Annotated in this window: 17 protein-coding genes; 13 read left to right on the top strand and 4 right to left on the bottom strand. The window is 33.1% G+C overall.

Annotated elements, in window-relative coordinates; all coding sequences use genetic code 11:
* Positions 1-132 precede the first annotated feature (132 nt).
* The 6 genes from ACEN92_RS00770 (at position 133) to ACEN92_RS00745 (ending at position 5,420) form a co-directional block, all read left to right on the top strand.
* The gene (locus tag ACEN92_RS00770; RefSeq protein WP_495640464.1) at positions 133-705 is read left to right on the top strand and encodes a pentapeptide repeat-containing protein; all 573 of its coding nucleotides are present in this window, start codon (positions 133-135) and stop codon (positions 703-705) included.
* A gap of 2 nt (positions 706-707) precedes the next feature.
* The gene (locus ACEN92_RS00765; protein ID WP_495640463.1) at positions 708-1,283 is read left to right on the top strand and encodes a DUF1572 domain-containing protein; all 576 of its coding nucleotides are present in this window, start codon (positions 708-710) and stop codon (positions 1,281-1,283) included.
* Positions 1,284-1,562: 279 nt separating this feature from the next.
* Positions 1,563-1,934, top strand: coding sequence for a DNA topoisomerase IV (locus ACEN92_RS00760; RefSeq protein ID WP_495640462.1), 372 nt, complete (start codon positions 1,563-1,565; stop codon positions 1,932-1,934).
* 16 nt (positions 1,935-1,950) lie between these two features.
* On the top strand, positions 1,951-2,724 hold the full coding sequence (locus tag ACEN92_RS00755; RefSeq protein WP_495640461.1) for a TerC family protein: 774 nt from the start codon (positions 1,951-1,953) through the stop codon (positions 2,722-2,724).
* Positions 2,725-2,868: 144 nt separating this feature from the next.
* Positions 2,869-4,788 (top strand): DUF294 nucleotidyltransferase-like domain-containing protein, encoded by a 1,920-nt coding sequence (locus tag ACEN92_RS00750; RefSeq protein ID WP_495640460.1) that lies wholly within the window; start codon positions 2,869-2,871, stop codon positions 4,786-4,788.
* Between the two features lie 2 nt (positions 4,789-4,790).
* On the top strand, positions 4,791-5,420 hold the full coding sequence (locus ACEN92_RS00745; RefSeq protein ID WP_495640459.1) for a 3'-5' exonuclease: 630 nt from the start codon (positions 4,791-4,793) through the stop codon (positions 5,418-5,420).
* Positions 5,421-5,456: 36 nt separating this feature from the next.
* On the opposite strand, the gene ACEN92_RS00740 is transcribed toward ACEN92_RS00745, so the two are convergent.
* On the bottom strand, positions 5,457-6,383 hold the full coding sequence (locus ACEN92_RS00740) for a YihY/virulence factor BrkB family protein (protein ID WP_495640458.1): 927 nt from the start codon (positions 6,381-6,383) through the stop codon (positions 5,457-5,459).
* Positions 6,384-6,711: 328 nt separating this feature from the next.
* Positions 6,712-7,806, bottom strand: coding sequence for a redox-regulated ATPase YchF (gene ychF / locus ACEN92_RS00735; protein WP_495640457.1), 1,095 nt, complete (start codon positions 7,804-7,806; stop codon positions 6,712-6,714).
* A 318-nt stretch (positions 7,807-8,124) separates the two neighbouring features.
* Between ychF and ACEN92_RS00730 the strand changes: the two genes are divergently transcribed.
* Positions 8,125-10,827 (top strand): TonB-dependent receptor, encoded by a 2,703-nt coding sequence (locus ACEN92_RS00730; RefSeq protein ID WP_495640456.1) that lies wholly within the window; start codon positions 8,125-8,127, stop codon positions 10,825-10,827.
* Between the two features lie 142 nt (positions 10,828-10,969).
* Here ACEN92_RS00730 and ACEN92_RS00725 read toward each other — a convergent pair whose 3' ends face one another.
* Together ACEN92_RS00725 and ACEN92_RS00720 are read right to left on the bottom strand one after the other, a co-directional pair.
* Positions 10,970-12,136 (bottom strand): hypothetical protein, encoded by a 1,167-nt coding sequence (locus tag ACEN92_RS00725; RefSeq protein ID WP_495640455.1) that lies wholly within the window; start codon positions 12,134-12,136, stop codon positions 10,970-10,972.
* A 163-nt stretch (positions 12,137-12,299) separates the two neighbouring features.
* Entirely contained in the window at positions 12,300-12,650 is a 351-nt protein-coding gene (locus tag ACEN92_RS00720) for a 4Fe-4S dicluster domain-containing protein (protein ID WP_007811821.1), read from the bottom strand.
* Positions 12,651-12,777: 127 nt separating this feature from the next.
* Between ACEN92_RS00720 and ACEN92_RS00715 the strand changes: the two genes are divergently transcribed.
* From ACEN92_RS00715 to ACEN92_RS00690, 6 genes are all read left to right on the top strand, one after another.
* Positions 12,778-13,848 carry an acyl-CoA reductase gene (locus tag ACEN92_RS00715; RefSeq protein WP_495640454.1) on the top strand — a complete coding sequence of 357 codons (1,071 nt, stop codon included), beginning with the start codon at positions 12,778-12,780 and terminating at the stop codon, positions 13,846-13,848.
* 97 nt (positions 13,849-13,945) lie between these two features.
* Positions 13,946-15,016, top strand: coding sequence for a 3-phosphoserine/phosphohydroxythreonine transaminase (gene serC / locus ACEN92_RS00710; RefSeq protein ID WP_495640453.1), 1,071 nt, complete (start codon positions 13,946-13,948; stop codon positions 15,014-15,016).
* A 196-nt stretch (positions 15,017-15,212) separates the two neighbouring features.
* Positions 15,213-16,163, top strand: coding sequence for a D-2-hydroxyacid dehydrogenase (locus tag ACEN92_RS00705; RefSeq protein ID WP_495640452.1), 951 nt, complete (start codon positions 15,213-15,215; stop codon positions 16,161-16,163).
* Positions 16,164-16,526: 363 nt separating this feature from the next.
* Complete coding sequence (locus tag ACEN92_RS00700) at positions 16,527-16,763, top strand: hypothetical protein (protein ID WP_495640451.1); 237 nt, start codon at positions 16,527-16,529, stop codon at positions 16,761-16,763.
* A gap of 194 nt (positions 16,764-16,957) precedes the next feature.
* Complete coding sequence (locus ACEN92_RS00695) at positions 16,958-17,389, top strand: DUF6146 family protein (protein WP_495640450.1); 432 nt, start codon at positions 16,958-16,960, stop codon at positions 17,387-17,389.
* Between the two features lie 32 nt (positions 17,390-17,421).
* Positions 17,422-17,724, top strand: coding sequence for a DUF6787 family protein (locus tag ACEN92_RS00690; protein ID WP_495640449.1), 303 nt, complete (start codon positions 17,422-17,424; stop codon positions 17,722-17,724).
* The last annotated feature ends 72 nt before the right edge of the window (positions 17,725-17,796 follow it).

Genomic DNA, 17,796 nt, shown 5'->3' with positions numbered 1-17,796 from the left:
TGCCAAAAAATGGGGCAGAAAATAATTTGGTCAAGCGATGCTTAGATCAATTAGAAGATATCCATTTTTATATTTTCTTTGAAAGTAAATCTATTGCAATTGCCACAATGCCCGAAAATCAAAAAAACATTCATGGAAAGTCTAATATACATTCAGAAAACCTTCGAGAAAGTCATTTATATTGACAAAAAAATAAACAATCGGGAGTTTGAAGATTGTGTTTTTAAAAACTGTGATTTTTCGAACAGCAATTTTGCCTACAATACTTTCTTGGACTGCGAATTTATTGACTGTAATTTGTCAATGACAAGTTTATTGGGAACGAGTTTAAAAAATGTGACTTTCAAAAACTGCAAGCTTTTAGGAATCGCTTTTAACGAATGTGATGACTTTTTATTCCAGGTTTATTTTGAAGAAACTGCTTTGGATTATGCCATATTTTCAAATAAGAAAATGGCAAAAACCAAGTTTATCAATTGTTCAATAAGAGAAGTTACTTTTATAGGAACCAACTTAACCAGTTCGGTTTTTGATAATTGTGATTTAGATGGTGCTATTTTTAATGATACACAATTAGCTGCTGCTGATTTTAGAACGGCATATAACTACAAAATCGATCCCGAATTTAATCCGATGCGAAAAGCGCAATTTTCGACTCAGGGAATTGTTGGCCTTTTAGACAAATATGACATTAAAATTGTTTAATCATGAATACATCTGTATCTTATTTGGAAAGCGTTAAAAAGCAGTTTTTGTATTATAAAATGCTGGGCGAAAAAGCCATGGATCAACTAGAACCGGAACAGCTTTTTATTTCTGTAAATGAAGATACCAATAGTATTGCAACCATTATAAAACATATTTCCGGTAATATGCTGTCACGCTGGACAGACTTTCTGACTACAGACGGTGAAAAAGAATGGCGCAACCGTGATGCCGAATTCGAAAATGATTTACAGTCAAAAGAAGAAGTTTTAGCAACATGGAATAAAGGCTGGGAATGCTTTCTGAATACTTTGAACAGTTTAAAACCAGAGCAGCTTTCGGATATTATTTATATTAGAAATGAGGGCCACACGGTAGTAGAAGCAATCAATCGTCAATTGGCACATTATCCGTATCACGTTGGTCAAATTGTTTTTTATGCCAAACAATTGAAGAAAAACGATTGGGACAGTTTATCGATTCCGAAGAATAAATCAGGAAATTACAATGCCGAAAAGTTTGCCAAAGAAAAAGAAATCAAGAACTTTACTGATGATGAATTAAAAAGATTAAAATGATAGAATTTCATGCTAATTTAGGTGGGATTGCTTACTGGATTTTAATAAAATTTTGCAGAACAAAATTATCTGATGAACAAAGTCGTGAAAACAAAAGACGAAATTTATTTTTTTTGAGTTTTCTTAATATCATTTTTACCCTGATTGTAATAATGTTTCTTATTTACCTAATATAGTTCTAGCCCTGATTGCAATGGAAATCCTTTTTGTTTTTTCTTTAAAAACAAAAAGATTGCAATGAAAAGCAGGAAATAGCTCCTAAAACAACCTAAATTTAAAATGAAAAAAATACTATTACTTCTGCCATTACTATTACTAATGTCTTGTTACAATGCAGAACACAATTGCAAAGACTTTAAAAACGGAAAATTTAAATTTGAAATTGAAATAGACGGCGTTAAAAAAACTACTTTTTTTGAACGTAAAGATGGTATCGAAATTGAGACTTTTGACGGCAAAACTGATACTTCGACTGTACGCTGGGTAAGTGACTGCGAATATATTCTGCAAAAGAAACACCCGAAAAATATGGCGGAAGAGAAAGCGATAAGCATGAAAATTTTAACGACTAAAAAAGATTCTTATACTTTTGAGTTTGGAATGGTTGGTTCTGATGAAAAACAACGCGGAACAGTATATAAAGTTGACTAAATAAAAAGTTATTAAAATGGAAGTATTTTTGAATCCTGATGCATGGATTGCCCTATTGACACTTACTTTTCTTGAGATTGTTTTAGGAATTGACAACATTATTTTCATATCAATCGTAACAGGCAAACTCCCCAAAGAAGATCGCAAAAAAGCAACCCGGATTGGTTTGTTTTTAGCGATGTTTATGCGTATTGCGTTGTTAATGGGAATCTCCTATTTAATTGCCATGAAAGCTATAATATTCAGCATACATTGGGGCTGGCTGGAAGGTGATTTTACAGGGCAGGCATTAATTTTATTTTTGGGAGGTTTGTTCCTTATTTATAAAAGCACTAAAGAAATCAGTGAAAAAGTAGATCATAAAGGTGACGAAGAAAAAACATTAAGTACAGCTGTAAAAAAATCATTTACAAATGTGATTATACAGATTTTATTAATCGATTTAATCTTTTCAATCGACTCGATTTTAACAGCGGTCGGAATGACGAATGGTGTTTCAGGAGCTCTGACTATTATGATTACAGCCGTTGTAATTTCTGTTGGAGTAATGATGTTATTTGCGGTTCCGGTAGGCAATTTCGTTAATAAAAATCCATCAATACAAATATTAGGTCTTTCGTTTTTGATATTAATCGGATTCATGCTGATTACAGAAAGTATGCATTTATCGAACGCTGCATTGGCAGGTGAGCATATTGGTGCAGTCCCAAAAGGATATCTCTATTTTGCCATTTCATTTTCATTGGCAGTAGAATTCATCAACATGCGAGTCCGGAAAAAACAATCGTAAATAATTATAGAAAGTTCCTTCGAGGAGCTTTTTTTGTTTAACAAATAAACCAGATATTTCATAAAATATAGTTGAATAAAAAGTTTAAATGTGTTTCTTTTACATTTCTATTTTAAGTCTTAAATTGGAATCTAAATCTAACGAATGAAAAATACTATTTCACATAGAGTTGCTGACTTTTTAAAAAGTTTTCCTCCTTTTAATTTTTTACATCAAAAAGATCTTGAAAAGTTATCTGAACAGATTTCTATTATTTATAAAGAAAAAGATTCGGTGATTTTTACAGAAAATGAAAAAACCCATGATTCATTTTATGTGGTTCATAAAGGAGCGGTTGCACTCAAAAAGAATCAAAAGAATGTTATTCTGGATATGTGCGATGAAGGTGATATTTTTGGGCTTAGGCCTCTTTTGGCACAGGAGAATTATGTTATGGAAGCCAGTACTTATGAAGAAAGCATATTGTACGCGATACCTATTGCTGTTTTTAAACCTTATGCATTAGAAAACAAAGATGTTGGTAATTTCCTGATCGAAAGTTATGCTTCGAACACTAAAAATCCTTATTCCGAAGTTCATAAAAATAATTTATACGGTGAAGTTGTCGCACAGGAAAATCTAAGTTCAGATAAAGAATTATTTGATTTGCAGCCTGTAAAATATTCTAAAAAAATTGTTACCTGCGGTCCTTCTACAACAGCAAAAGAAATTGCAAAAATTCTGACGAAGAAAAAAGTAGGTGCTATTTTAATTGTTGATGAAATGCTTCCAATCGGAATTATTACCGACAAAGATTTGCGCAACAAAATTGTTTCCGGTGATTATCCTATTACTACTGCAGCCGAAACAATTATGACATCGCCAGTGATTACTTATTCTAAAAAAATGACGGTTACCGAGGCGCAGATGGCCATGATGAAAAGTAATATCAGTTATTTGTGTCTTACCAAAGATGGAACTATCAATACAAAAGCTGTTGGTATTTTATCTAAACACGATCTTATGGTGTCGCTGGGAAATAATCCTGCGGTTTTAATTAAGGCTTTAAAAAGAACTACAAAAGTTAAAGAAATTAAGCCTATAAGAGCCCAAATCATGCAGTTGCTGCAAGGATATTTAGACCAAAATATCCCGATGACCCTGATTACAAAAATCATAACCGAATTAAATGATGCCTGTGTAAACCGTGTTATTGATATTTCGCTGGAGAAGATGCACAGTGCTCCTCCTGTAAAATTTGCCTGGCTGGCATTAGGAAGTCAGGGCCGTGATGAGCAAATGCTGCATACAGATCAGGATAATGCCATTGTGTATGAAAATGTTTCTGAAGTTTTTAAGGATGAAACCAAAGCTTACTTTATAAAATTAGCTACCTATATAAACAAAGGACTTTTTACTATTGGTTACGAATATTGTCCTGCCGAAATGATGGCTTCAAATCCAAAATGGTGCATGAGTCTGGACGAATGGAAAAATCAGGTACACTATTGGATCAACAATCCGGGGAAAAATGAAGTTCTTTTATCTTTTATATTTTTTGATTACAGTCTGAAATATGGTGACGCCGAAATTGTTAATCAATTGTCAGACTCGATTTTTGAGAGTGTAAAAGCCAATCCTATTTTTTATGTCCATTTAGTTAGCGGAGCTTTACAAAGTCCATCCCCAACAGGTTTCTTCAGACAATTTCTGGTTGAACAAGATGGTGCTAACAAAGATCAGTTTGATATTAAAAGAAGAGCTTTAATGCCGCTGACAGATGCTGCGAGGGTATTGATTTTGTCTCATTCTGTAAAATCAATCAGCAATACGGCAGAACGTTTTGAAAAATTGGCTGAATTGGAACCTCAGAACAGCGAACTTTATTTGTCGTGCTCCTATTCCTTCAAAGCTTTATTAAAATTCAGAACCAAACAAGGGCTTTTACATCATGATTCAGGGCAATTCATCGCTTTGGAATCGCTTTCGAAGATGGAAAAAATAAAACTAAAAAGAACTTTCAAAACCATTAAAGAACTTCAGGAATTAATTTCGGTACGTTTTAATGTTTCTAATATTGTATAAAGATGAGTTTATTTAAATTTTGGGAAAAAGAAGAAAATCTTTTCGATGAAAACATTACTATCGAAGAAACGCGTTTTGTAGTTCTGGATACAGAAACGACAGGTTTCGATTATACAAATGACCGGATACTTTGTATTGGCGCACTCGTTTTACAAAACAATATTATCAAAATTGAAGAAAGCTTTGAAATTTACATAGAACAGGACCATTATGACGAATCGACTGCACAGATTCATGGCATTTTGAAAGATTTTATTGTAAAGCGTCCCTCAGAATTAGAGGCTTTAGAGCAATTTTTAAACTATTTGGGTGACTCAATTATTATTGCACATCATGCTAATTTTGATATTACAATGATTAATCGTGCATTAGAAAGAAATGGTCTGCCTGAATTAAAAAACAAATCTCTGGATACGGGAATATTGTATAAAAAAACCTTAATCAAATCACATCTGTTTGAACGAAAAGATCATTACACATTAGATGATTTGGCAGATAAATTTGATATTTCAAAAAAAGACCGTCATACTGCTTTGGGTGATGCCTACATCACGGCGATTGCTTTCCTGAAAATTGTAAAAAAACTTAGGGAAAAAAAAGAAATAAATTTGAACCAGTTGTTTAAACTATAATCTTTTTTGTTTCAATACTTTGCAAGCAATACTATGTTATTGTTTTATTGCACTATCAATTTCAATAACTTTTTTTTTAATTTCTACGGAATATGCATTTGGATGAATATTCCCTCCATAGCTTTTGGCATACACTTTAGTAAATTCGGCTCCAAAATATAAGATGATAGCTGAATAATAAACCCATACCAAAATTATAATCACTGATCCTGCAGCACCGTAAACAGATCCTATAGTTGAGTTACCCAAATAAAATCCGATTGCAAACTTACCAATCATAAAAAGGAGTGATGTACATGAGGCCCCAATAAATGCATCTTTCCATTTAATGATTCCGTCTGGTAATGTCCTGAAAATAATAGCGAAAAGCAATGTGATACTTCCTAAAACAATTATCAAATTCAGAATGTAAAACAAATACACCGTACTTTCAGGAAAATAAATTTTTAACCTTGTATTTAAAATGTCTAAAGTAGCATTTACCATTAAACTCACCAGCATAAGAAAACCAACTGATGCAATCATTGAAAACGACATTAGTCTGTTCTGAATAAATTTTTTGAATCCTTTGTTTGGTTTGGCACGCAATCCCCAAATATAATTAATGGAGCTCTGAATTTCGGCAAAAACCCCTGACGCCCCTATAAGTAACATAATGACCCCGAAAATAGTAACAAAAATATTACTGTCTGAAAGCTGTACATTTTTGATTGCTTCCTGAATCTGTGCTGCTGCATCATTTCCTACCAACTCATTTATTTGCCCGTATAACTGGCCTGTTACAGCGTCTTCTCCAAAAAAGAAACCGCAAATTGTTATAATAATGATCAATAATGGCGGCAATGCAAAAATGGTATAATACGATAAAGCAGCGCTTAATTTTATAGCGTCATCTTCCAGAAATTCTAAAAAGGTATTTTTTAGTAAATACCATGATTTAGAAAATATATTTTGGTCTTTCATTTGCTGATTTTTGATAGTTTTTCAAATTTAAGCAATTATCTAAAAGAGAAATTTTCTTTTTTTAGAGAAATTTTACATTTTTACCATCTTGGTTTTGAATTTTTATTTTTATTTCCGGAAAAAATCCTGGAGAATAAAGATAAACATTATTCATTTTAAAGATACTGTCACCCTGAGCGAAGTCGAAGGCTGGATTATATAAACGGACTTCGACTCCGTTCATCCTGACAATAGAAAATCTTAATTTTTAAGCATAAAAAAACTGCTGAATTTCTCCAGCAGTTTTTGTCTATTTTCTTTATTCTTAATTCTATTTTCTAAAGAAAAATTATACGTTAAAACGGAAGTGCATTACATCGCCATCTTTTACGATATATTCTTTTCCTTCCACTTTGAATTTCCCTGCTTCTTTTGCTTTTGCTTCAGAACCGTAATGAACATAGTCTTCGTATGAAATTACTTCGGCACGGATAAATCCTTTTTCGAAATCGGTATGGATAACTCCTGCTGCTTGCGGTGCTGTAGAACCGATATTGATTGTCCATGCACGAACTTCTTTTACTCCAGCGGTAAAATAAGTTTGTTGTTTCAATAATTTGTAAGCTGCACGAATTAAAACGGATGCTCCCGGTTCTGTTAACCCCATATCTTCAAGGAAAACCTGACGCTCTTCGTAACTTTCTAATTCGGTAATATCAGCCTCTGCCCCTACTGAAAGTATGATAACCTCAGCATCTTCGTCTTTTACCAATTCGCGAACCTGATCTACATATTTGTTTCCGTTTACAGCTGAATTTTCGTCAACATTACAAACGTATAATACCGGTTTTGCTGTAATCAACTGAAAAGATTCCATTAAAACTTCTTCATCATTATTTTGAGGAATAATGGTACGAGCAGATTTAGCTTGTAATAATGACTCTCTGATTCTGTCTAAAAGTGCTTTTTCAGTTTGGGCCTCTTTATTTCCGGTTTTCGCTGCACGGTTTACTTTTTCCAAACGTTTTTCAACAGTTTCTAAATCTTTTAACTGTAACTCAATATCGATTGTTTCTTTGTCACGAATTGGGTTTACATTTCCGTCAACGTGTACAATATTATCATTATCAAAACAACGCAAAACATGAATAATAGCATTACACTCTCTAATATTCCCTAAAAACTGATTTCCAAGACCTTCACCTTTGCTCGCTCCTTTTACCAAACCTGCGATATCAACAATATCAACAGTTGCCATTTGTACACGCTCAGGCTTTACCAATTCTTCTAATTTGTTAATCCTCGGATCCGGAACGTTTACAACACCAATATTGGGTTCGATTGTACAAAACGGAAAGTTGGCACTTTGCGCTTTTGCATTAGATAAACAATTAAATAATGTTGATTTTCCAACATTTGGTAATCCTACAATTCCTGCTTTCATCTGTTGTTTCTATTTATTTTATTTGAACCTGAATATAATCAGGTACTACCATTAAACTTCTAACTTATTACAGAATAGAAGACTCTATAAATGGATATGATTTATTTATTGATTTTTTATTTCTATTGAAATGATATTTTTTAGCTTTAAAATTTTGCAAATATAAGATTTAATAGCTCGTGAGTGAAGTAAAAATGACGATTAATGTTTTTTAAAGTATCTTCTTAAAAAAAATCAAACTTTTCATTAAGTTTTTGTTAAAAAATATTACTTTTATTACAAATCAGAACAAACAATAAACCAAAACCCAAACAAACTATGAGAAAGATTACGTTATTATTATTTCTATTAAACAGTATTATCCTTTTTGCACAAAAAGAAATTTCCGGAGTTGTAAAAGATAAGGCAGGAGCACCACTGCCCGGAGTAAATATTGTTGAAAAAGGAACAAAAAATGGAGTTTCAACAGATTTTGAAGGCGGCTATATTATAAAAGTAAAAGAAGGAGCAACATTAATCTTCAGTTATGTTGGTTATTCAACTGTAGAAAAACAAGCTGTTAGTAACAAACTTGATCTGATTTTAGACGAAAATGACGGTCAGGTTTTGAATGATGTCGTAGTTGTAGGTTCCAGAAATTCCAAAAGAACTGTTGTCAATTCTGCAGTTCCTATTGATATTATTAGTGTAAAAGATGTAACAACACAAAGCGGGAAACTTGAAATTAATGAATTACTGCAATACGTAGCTCCTTCATTTAATGCTAACAAACAATCGGGCTCTGATGGTGCCGATCACGTTGATCCTGCTTCGTTGAGAGGTTTGGGGCCAGACCAGACATTGGTTTTAATTAACGGAAAAAGAAGACACCAATCATCGCTTATTAATTTATTTGGAACGCGTGGCCGTGGGAATACCGGAACCGATTTGAATGCAATTCCGGCTTCATCTATTAAAAGAATTGAGATTTTAAGGGATGGTGCTGCAGCGCAATATGGTTCTGATGCAATTGCAGGAGTTATAAATATTGTTACTAATGATAATGTGAATGAATTTACCGGAGCTATAACGTATGGTGCTTTTAATACCAATGCAAAAGGCGATTTTCCTGAAGGAACTGCTAATACAGACGGTTATAGATTAGACAAAAAAGGAAACGGAAACTCATTTGGAAAGGATCAAAATTTTGATGGGGGATCTGTAAAAATATCTGCTAATTATGGTACCCCTATTGGCACTAAAGGAGGTTACGTGAATGTAACAGGTGAATTCCTGAATAAAAACAAAACATTACGGCCTGGTTTTGATTTTAGAAAAGGGTTTGGAGAAGCTGAAATTCAGGGTGTAAATTTATTTGTTAATCTTGCTGTTCCGATATCAGAAAAAACACAATTTTATGCTTTTGGAGGAAGTAATTTCAGAAATACCGATGCTTATGCCTTTACCAGAAATGATGGAGCAAGAGTTGTAGAAGCTATTTATCCAGGTGGATATACGCCTAGAATTACATCAAAAATAAATGACAATTCAATTGCTGCAGGAATTAGAACAGAGACTTCCGGAGGCTGGAAATGGGACTTTAGTAATACTTTAGGAAAAAACAAATTTCATTATGATATAAAAGGAACAATCAACGCTTCACTTGAAGAAAATTCGCCAACAGAATTCGATGCCGGTGGACATAGTTTACTTCAAAACACTACAAATTTAGATGTTTCAAAAAATTATGGTGACATTCTGGGTGGATTAAACATAGCTTTTGGAACTGAATTCAGAGTCGAGCAATTCGAGATTTTTGCCGGAGAAGAAGGTTCTTATGCCACATACGATACTAATGGAGTACCTATTACAGATCCAACAACTCAAAGCGCACCAATTGACCCTGTTTCCGGAGAACCAAGACCCGGAGGTTCTCAGGGATTTCCCGGTTATAGTCCGCTGAACGAAGTAAATAAAAACCGTACCAACTTTTCTTTGTATACTGATGCTGAATTAGATATTACACAGGCTTGGATGGTTAGTGGAGCTGTTCGTTATGAAAATTACAGTGATTTCGGTAGTACTGTAAACGGGAAATTAGCTTCAAGACTTAAAATTACCGATAATATTAACTTAAGAGGCTCTGTAAGTACAGGGTTCCGTGCTCCATCATTAGCACAAATTTATTATAATTTACGTTTTACGAACTTTAGTTCTGGCGGTGCAACAGAAGTTTTATTAGCTCCTAATGACAGTGAAATAACGAAAGCATTTGGAATTCAAAAATTAAACGAAGAAAAGGCTTTAAATGCATCTTTAGGCTTTACAGCCAATTTTGGAGATTTTACTGCAACTGTTGATGGATATCTTATTAATGTAAAAGACAGAATCGTACTAACCGGTTATTTTGATGCGTCTTCTTTAGGAATGAATGTAGATAAAGCCCAATTTTTCGTAAATGGTGTCGATACAAAAACAAAAGGACTTGATGTCGTTCTGGCATGGAAAAAAACCATAAACGAAAATAGATTTGGAGCAACTCTTGTTGGAAATATTAATGACATGAAAATCGACAAAGTGAAAAATGGCGATTTAGATGAAAAAACATTTTTTGGCGAACGTGACAAAGCATTTTTATTAGCTTCTGCACCACCAAACAAATTTGGTTTAAACCTTAACTATGGAAGAAAATGGTTTGATGCCGGATTGGCTTTTACAAGATTCAGCGAAGTAAAATTATTAGATTATCAAATGGATGAAGATCCTGAAGATTACAGATTAGACCCTTCTGAAACTGATGCACAATTATTCGAAAATCAAAAGAAAGCTGCTACAGATACTTATGGAGCAAAAATTGTAACCGATTTAACTTTAGGGTTTAAGCTTGCAAAATCAACAAAACTTAGCATTGGTGCGAACAACTTGCTAAACATTTATCCGGATCAACAAGATGACTGGGTCGAAGCAGGTGGATACTGGGATGCTGTACAAATGGGCTTCAACGGAGCTTACTACTATGCAAGACTTGGATTTAATTTTTAAGAAACTTACCTATTTGTCATCCTAAGCGAAGTGAAGGCAGCTTTATGTTAAGAATAGGCTTCAACTTCAACTCTTCACTCAGCCTGACACCCAAAACAAAAATCCTGAGCCGTTAAACTCAGGATTTTTTATTATTTTAAAATTACATATTAAAATCTAATGCATTTATCAATGCCTTTTCTTCGTCGGTAGCTGTAAATCCCGAAATGTCCCAGTAATTGGTCAGAATCTTATTCTTTTTATTAAAAAGTGTTTTCTCTTTAAAAACATCGCTTTCCTTATAAGTAAATTTTTGTTTGCTAAAATTTGTAGTTATGAAATTATTTCGGACCTGAATATTCTTTTTTGTTTTATCCTTTAAAATAACATCATAAGCTATCTCTTCATTCGAACTCAATAAATAATAATCTAAACCATCTACTCTGTAATTTACTTTTACAGTAGATCTTGTAATGTTCTTAAAACCAACTTTAGTATTCTCTTCCATTTCAGCAATATTTTCAGGGGCAGTCACAATGGTAAATTCCATAATTAACTTTTTTACAGGATCGTAAACGATTTCAAAATTATCTGCTGTAGCTCTGGATGCATGCAATGGTGTAATAGTCATTGTGTAATAATCATTATTGGCAAGGTGTCCTTTTACATTAAATTCGTATTCTTTCTTTGCTTTTGCATCTAAAATGGGCTGGAAATATTTTAAATTCAAATAATTTTCCATGATATTATTCAAATTATATCCCTTTAAATCGGCACTTACGTCTGTTTCTAATAAGCCATAAGATCGATTTTGCTCTACTAACAATGTTGTACTTGCTTTCTTTTGACTCACAGTAAACTGAAAATTTACAAGTCCGTCATTATAATAGGAATATTTATTGTCAAGCAGAAAAAATTCCCTTACATACACTTTTAAACGATAAGAAGCTGCCAGTTTTTGTATTGAATTCGAAACAATTTTTTGAAGTATTTTTTGTGGAGAACCCTGAGATAAAACAACTTCATCTAATTTATTATTTTTATTTTTTAAATAAACTACGAATCCATTTTCTTTCAAAACAGTCCAACGAAGCGTTAAATCCTCATAATTTGTCTCGGAAACCTGAACATTTGAAGCGCCATTTAATACAAAAGTTACTTTACCATCCGGATTACTTAATAAGATCTGTTTGGTTTTTAATATAACTACTGTTGCATTTTCTATAGGCAACTGCGTATCTATATCTTTTACGACAATAGAATATTCAGCGCTTTGAGCAAAAACGGTTGCATTAAAGAATACAGTAACCAAAAGTATCCATCCTTTCATAGATTATTATTAGAAATTTCCGACTAAAGTATTAAAATATTATCATAAAATTAAATTTATCGCAACAAATCATTAAATCCCATCATGTAATAGGCTTAATCATCAAAAAAAATCCTGAGCTTAATACTCAGGATTTTTAATTTTAAAGTTGGACGTATTTTATTTATTCATTATGCAAAAAGGCTTGTCTGCTCAACAAAGTTTCCTCATCTTCTACGTGATTATCATCTGGTATACAGCAATCAACAGGACATACGGCAGCACATTGAGGTTCATCATGAAACCCTTTACATTCGGTACATTTTCCAGGAACGATATAGTATATTTCATCCGAAATAGGTGTTTGAGCATCATCTGCATCAACTTCAGTTCCGTCCGGTAAAATTACTTTTCCTGAAAGACTTGTTCCATCTTTATATCTCCAGTCATCTGCTCCTTCATAAATTGCCGTATTTGGGCATTCTGGTTCACAAGCCCCGCAATTTATGCATTCGTCGGTTATAATTATTGCCATCTTTTTCTTGGTTACGAGTTAAAAAATATAAGATCCTACAAACATTTCATTCTGCTTTGCCTTATAACTTAATATAGCTTATTTTTGTGCAAAATTACAATCAAAACCTTTCATAAACAAATTACTTATGTTACAAAACGAAAAAAAACAATCTTTTATAGCGCTAGGTCAGTTTTTAAGTCAATTTTCTGAAGAGGAAAACACTAGAAATGAGTTGGTTTTAGGTAATGACTTGTTTTTTGATGATTTTATAAAACTTATTCAGCTTTCACAATCACACAACGGATGGTATACACCTGAGCAAGTATATTTTGCAATAAAATCATGGGCAGATGCCCTGACAGAAGAAAACATAGATAAATGGCTTTCAAACTATTCCTTCGACTCCGCTCAGGATAACAAAAAAGAAAAAACCGTTGCCTTAATTCTGGCCGGAAATATTCCGTTGGTAGGTTTTCACGATTTTTTATCGGTTTTGATTACAGGAAATAAAGCCTTAGTTAAAACGTCTTCAAACGATCAGCATTTATTGCCGTTTTTAGCTAAATATTTAATTTTTGCTGACGAAAGTTTAAAAGATAAGATCACTTTCACGGAAGGAAAATTAGAAAACTTCGATACCGTAATCGCGACCGGAAGCAATAATACGGCACGTTATTTTGAATATTATTTTAAAGATAAACCGTCGATAATTCGCAAAAACAGAAATTCTGTTGCTGTCTTAAATGGTGAGGAAACTAAGGAAGATTTAGAAGCTTTAGGCGAGGATATTTTTAGATATTTTGGTTTGGGATGTCGCAATGTTTCAAAGCTTTTTGTTCCAAAAGGTTATAAATTTGATGCTTTTTTTGAGGCTATTTTTAAATATCAGGATGTTATTCATTATGAGAAATATGCCAATAATTATGATTACAACAAGGCTGTTTTTTTAATGAGTAATTTCAAATTACTGGACAATGGTTTTTTAACCATAAAAGAAGATACGAGCTATGCTTCTCCTATTTCAAGTGTTTTTTACGAATTTTATGAAAACATAGATGATTTACAAAACCGTCTCGAAGCTGATGCTGAACAAATTCAATGCATTGTAAGTAATAATTTGATCAAAAACAGCATTTCTTTTGGTAAAACACAGACTCCGAAATTATGGGATTATGCAGACAATATTGATACTATATCGTTTTTGTTAATAACATAGGTTAAAAAATTATAATTATTGCGAATAATTTAACGATTTTTCGGCTCGTATTCCCGAAATTTGCGTTTTTAAAAATTTGGACTATTTTAACTATACCATGAAAAAACACAACTACAGCGCAGGACCAAGTATTTTACCTCAGGAAGTTTTTGAAACAGCATCAAAAGCGATTTTAGATTTTAACAATTCCGGATTATCAATTTTAGAAATTTCACACCGAAGCAAGGATTTCGTTGCAGTTATGGACGAAGCCCGCGCATTGGCTTTAGAATTATTAGGCCTTACCGGTAAAGGATATCAGGCTTTATTTTTACAAGGCGGAGCAAGTACAGCATTTTTAATGGCTCCTTACAACCTGATGAAAGAAGGCGGAAAAGCAGCTTATTTAGATTCAGGAACATGGGCTACGGCAGCAATAAAAGAAGCTAAGTTCTTTGGAGAGACTGTTATCGTAGCTTCTTCAAAAGAAGAAAATTACAACCATATTCCAAAAGGTTACGAAATACCGGCTGATGCAGATTATTTTCACTGTACAAGTAACAACACCATTTTTGGAACTCAAATGAAAGAATTCCCTGCAATCAATATTCCAGTGGTTTGCGACATGAGTTCTGATATTTTTTCACGCGATTTGGATTTTTCTAAATTTGATTTAATCTATGCCGGAGCTCAAAAAAATATGGGACCTGCAGGAACTACTCTGGTAGTGGTTAAAGAAGAAATTTTAGGTAAAAACGGAAGAGCGATACCAAGTATGTTAGACTATACTAAACATATCAAAGCAGAGAGCATGTACAATACACCTCCTGTTTTTGCAGTTTATGTTTCGTTATTGACTATGCAATGGATTAAAGCAAAAGGCGGAGTTGCTGCTGTTGAAAAATTAAATGATGCAAAAGCAGCTTTATTATATAATGAAATTGACAGAAACCCATTATTTAAAGGTGCTGCAGCTATTGAAGACCGTTCAAATATGAATGTGACTTTCTTGCTGACAAATGCTGACCACACTGAAAAATTTGACAAATTGTGGAAAGAAGCCGGAGTTTCAGGATTGCCGGGACACCGTTCTGTTGGTGGTTACAGAGCTTCTATTTATAACGCTATGCCTATCGAAAGTGTTCAGGTTTTAGTAGATGTAATGAAAGCTTTGGAAACTAAAGTTTAGTTTTCAGAAAAATATCAATTAAATATCAGAGTCATAGCCCCGATAGAAATGGAAATCCTTTTATGTTTTCTTTAAACATAAAAGATTGAAATGAATAGCGGGAATTAGCTCTAAACAAAAAAAGAAAAAATTATCATATTTGTTAATTCGTCAATCTTAACGATACGCGATTAACCCAATAAACACATAAACTAAAATGAAAGTATTAGCGAATGACGGAATTTCTAAAAGTGGAATTCTAGCTTTAGAAAAAGGTGGATTTGAAGTTATAACAACAAAAGTAGCACAGGAACAAGTTGCTAATTTTGTTAACGAAAACAACGTAGATGTAGTTTTGGTGCGTAGTGCAACCAAAGTTCGTAAAGATATTATTGATGCTTGTCCTGGTCTTAAAATTATTGGCCGTGGTGGTGTTGGTATGGATAATATTGATGTTGATTATGCTAAAAGCAAAGGAATCCATGTAATTAATACGCCTGCTTCTTCATCTGAATCAGTAGCTGAATTAGTATTTGGACACTTACTTTCCGGTGTTCGTTTTTTACATGATTCTAACAGAAATATGCCATTAGAAGGAGATTCAAACTTTGACGGTTTGAAAAAAGCTTACGCAAATGGTACTGAATTAAGAGGAAAAATATTAGGTATTGTTGGTATTGGCCGTATTGGTCAGGCTACTGCAAAAATGGCTCTTGGTTTAGGTATGAAAGTGATCGCTGCAGATAGTTTTATTCCGACAGTAGATGTAAAAGTGGAGTTTTTTGATGGTCAGTCTATTACGACTACTATCGTTCCTCAGTCTTTTGAGTCCTTATTGAAAGAAGCTGATTTTATTACACTTCACGTTCCTGCTCAGGATGGTTACATCATTGGTGAGAAAGAATTTGAAATCATGAAAGATGGCGTTGGAATCGTAAACTGTGCCCGTGGAGGTGTTATTGATGAAATTGCTTTAATTAAAGCTTTGGATTCAGGGAAAGTTTCTTTTGCAGGATTGGACGTTTTTGAAAGCGAGCCAAAACCGGAAATGACAATCTTAATGCATCCAAAAATTTCACTGACTCCTCACATTGGAGCTGCAACTGGAGAAGCACAAGACAGAATTGGTACTGAGTTAGCATCACAAATTATTTCTTTGTTGAGCTAATTAACTATAATTAAATACTTTAAAAGGGATTTATTAACATCGTTTAATAAATCCCTTTTCTTTTATGATTAAATTTGAAGCTACCAATCTAAAAAAATCTAAATCATGTTTGAACAATTACACAATTAGTCCAACAATATGGAGGCAATTCGGTTGCAAATAATAACACTATTCCAAATGAGCATAATGAAGCTGTAGTGGCCGAAACCGGGAGCTCAATTTTTGCAGGACTGCAAAAAATTGCTTCGGAAAGTAACTCAGAAAAATTAGCAGGCTTATTTAACGGAAGTTCTCCTATAGACAATTCTAATCCGGTTGTGCAACAAATATTGCAACAACTAGAAGTCTTGGTGAAAATTTGGATTGAGCAGTACTGATTCATCAAACGTGGCCTCAAGTATGATTCCGCAGGTTTTGAATTCTTTAATTAATAAAGCAAAAGATCCAAATGATGGCAATTTTCAGATTTTGCATATAATTAATTCTATTTCAGGAAACAGTAGTCAGGCATCGGGAATCATGGATACGATTTCTAAATACGGAATGCAATTTGGTTTAGATCAAAATGCCGATGTCAAAGTTGACGTGGCAGATGTTTAGGTAGTCACTAAAAGCAAAGGTGGCGTTTCTGGTTTTATAGGTAAACTATTGGAAGATAAGTTTTCTTTAATATTAAAATATAAAAGCTCTATACTTAAACGTATATAGTTTTTTTAAATAACTTATTCCCTTGAATCTGTAAACCTTTGTATCTCAGTATTTTTTTTGTAAATTTATGTTTAAAATTAAAAGTCATGAAAAACGCTGTTTACATCCTGATAATTTTATTTACCATTATTGCCTGTTCCACTACCAAAACAGCTGTAAATAGACCTATAAATAATAATGTAGCAGTAAACGATACGGTAAGAATTGCAAATGATTCTTTAGAATATGAAGTAATTATAATTGATAATGGTTTTAGCACCTGGCTGGCCTCAAGAGCTCTTCCCAGAAATTATTATTCCCAATCCTATCTTGAAAATAAAAATCGACAGTATGTCACTGAATGGAATAATCGTGTCTTACAGCCCCAACGCTATGATCCTAATTTATATGAAATGACAATTGATTACAACCCAACAATAAATTATGGTTACGAAGTAAATTATCTGATTTATAATTACATGATTTATTTTCAAAATACTTACAAACAAAAATTAGACGGCTATGTCCCTTCCAGATAATGTTACTATATTTGTAATCATTGCCAATAAAAATGAATCGATTAAAGCAACGCTGGGGCATTACCTCTAATTTTCAACTTATTATCATATTTATCGTTTTTGCCATCACAGGATCGGCATCTGCATGGTTGTCCAGACCTTTCTGCGAATGGCTGAATATTACCAAAGAAGATTTTGGCGGATGGTTTACTCTTATTCGTTTACTGATTATCTTTCCTATTTATCAGGTTTTATTGGTTGCTATTGGAACTGTTTTTGGACAATTTCGTTTTTTTTGGAACTTCGAAAAGAGAATGCTTAAAAGCATGGGACTGGGTTTCTTGTTTAAAAATTAAATTCTTCTTTTTTTTTAAAATTTTCAATCAGCATTGAAAAGAGATTTCGCTAAAAATATTTGAGCATCTATT

The sequence above is a fragment of the Flavobacterium sp. Flavsp81 genome (genome assembly GCF_059491325.1).
This window is presented reverse-complemented; position numbering and strand designations above follow the sequence as displayed.

Excerpts from the sequence above, each read along its gene's own strand:
- ACEN92_RS00770 (WP_495640464.1), top strand. The coding sequence starts at position 133 with ATGGAAAGTCTAATATACATTCAGAAAACCTTCGAGAAAGTCATTTAT.
- ACEN92_RS00765 (WP_495640463.1), top strand. The coding sequence starts at position 708 with ATGAATACATCTGTATCTTATTTGGAAAGCGTTAAAAAGCAGTTTTTG.
- ACEN92_RS00760 (WP_495640462.1), top strand. The coding sequence starts at position 1,563 with ATGAAAAAAATACTATTACTTCTGCCATTACTATTACTAATGTCTTGT.
- ACEN92_RS00755 (WP_495640461.1), top strand. The coding sequence starts at position 1,951 with ATGGAAGTATTTTTGAATCCTGATGCATGGATTGCCCTATTGACACTT.
- ACEN92_RS00750 (WP_495640460.1), top strand. The coding sequence starts at position 2,869 with ATGAAAAATACTATTTCACATAGAGTTGCTGACTTTTTAAAAAGTTTT.
- ACEN92_RS00745 (WP_495640459.1), top strand. The coding sequence starts at position 4,791 with ATGAGTTTATTTAAATTTTGGGAAAAAGAAGAAAATCTTTTCGATGAA.
- ACEN92_RS00740 (WP_495640458.1), bottom strand. The coding sequence starts at position 6,383 with ATGAAAGACCAAAATATATTTTCTAAATCATGGTATTTACTAAAAAAT.
- ychF (WP_495640457.1), bottom strand. The coding sequence starts at position 7,806 with ATGAAAGCAGGAATTGTAGGATTACCAAATGTTGGAAAATCAACATTA.
- ACEN92_RS00730 (WP_495640456.1), top strand. The coding sequence starts at position 8,125 with ATGAGAAAGATTACGTTATTATTATTTCTATTAAACAGTATTATCCTT.
- ACEN92_RS00725 (WP_495640455.1), bottom strand. The coding sequence starts at position 12,136 with ATGAAAGGATGGATACTTTTGGTTACTGTATTCTTTAATGCAACCGTT.
- ACEN92_RS00720 (WP_007811821.1), bottom strand. The coding sequence starts at position 12,650 with ATGGCAATAATTATAACCGACGAATGCATAAATTGCGGGGCTTGTGAA.
- ACEN92_RS00715 (WP_495640454.1), top strand. The coding sequence starts at position 12,778 with ATGTTACAAAACGAAAAAAAACAATCTTTTATAGCGCTAGGTCAGTTT.
- serC (WP_495640453.1), top strand. The coding sequence starts at position 13,946 with ATGAAAAAACACAACTACAGCGCAGGACCAAGTATTTTACCTCAGGAA.
- ACEN92_RS00705 (WP_495640452.1), top strand. The coding sequence starts at position 15,213 with ATGAAAGTATTAGCGAATGACGGAATTTCTAAAAGTGGAATTCTAGCT.
- ACEN92_RS00695 (WP_495640450.1), top strand. The coding sequence starts at position 16,958 with ATGAAAAACGCTGTTTACATCCTGATAATTTTATTTACCATTATTGCC.
- ACEN92_RS00690 (WP_495640449.1), top strand. The coding sequence starts at position 17,422 with ATGAATCGATTAAAGCAACGCTGGGGCATTACCTCTAATTTTCAACTT.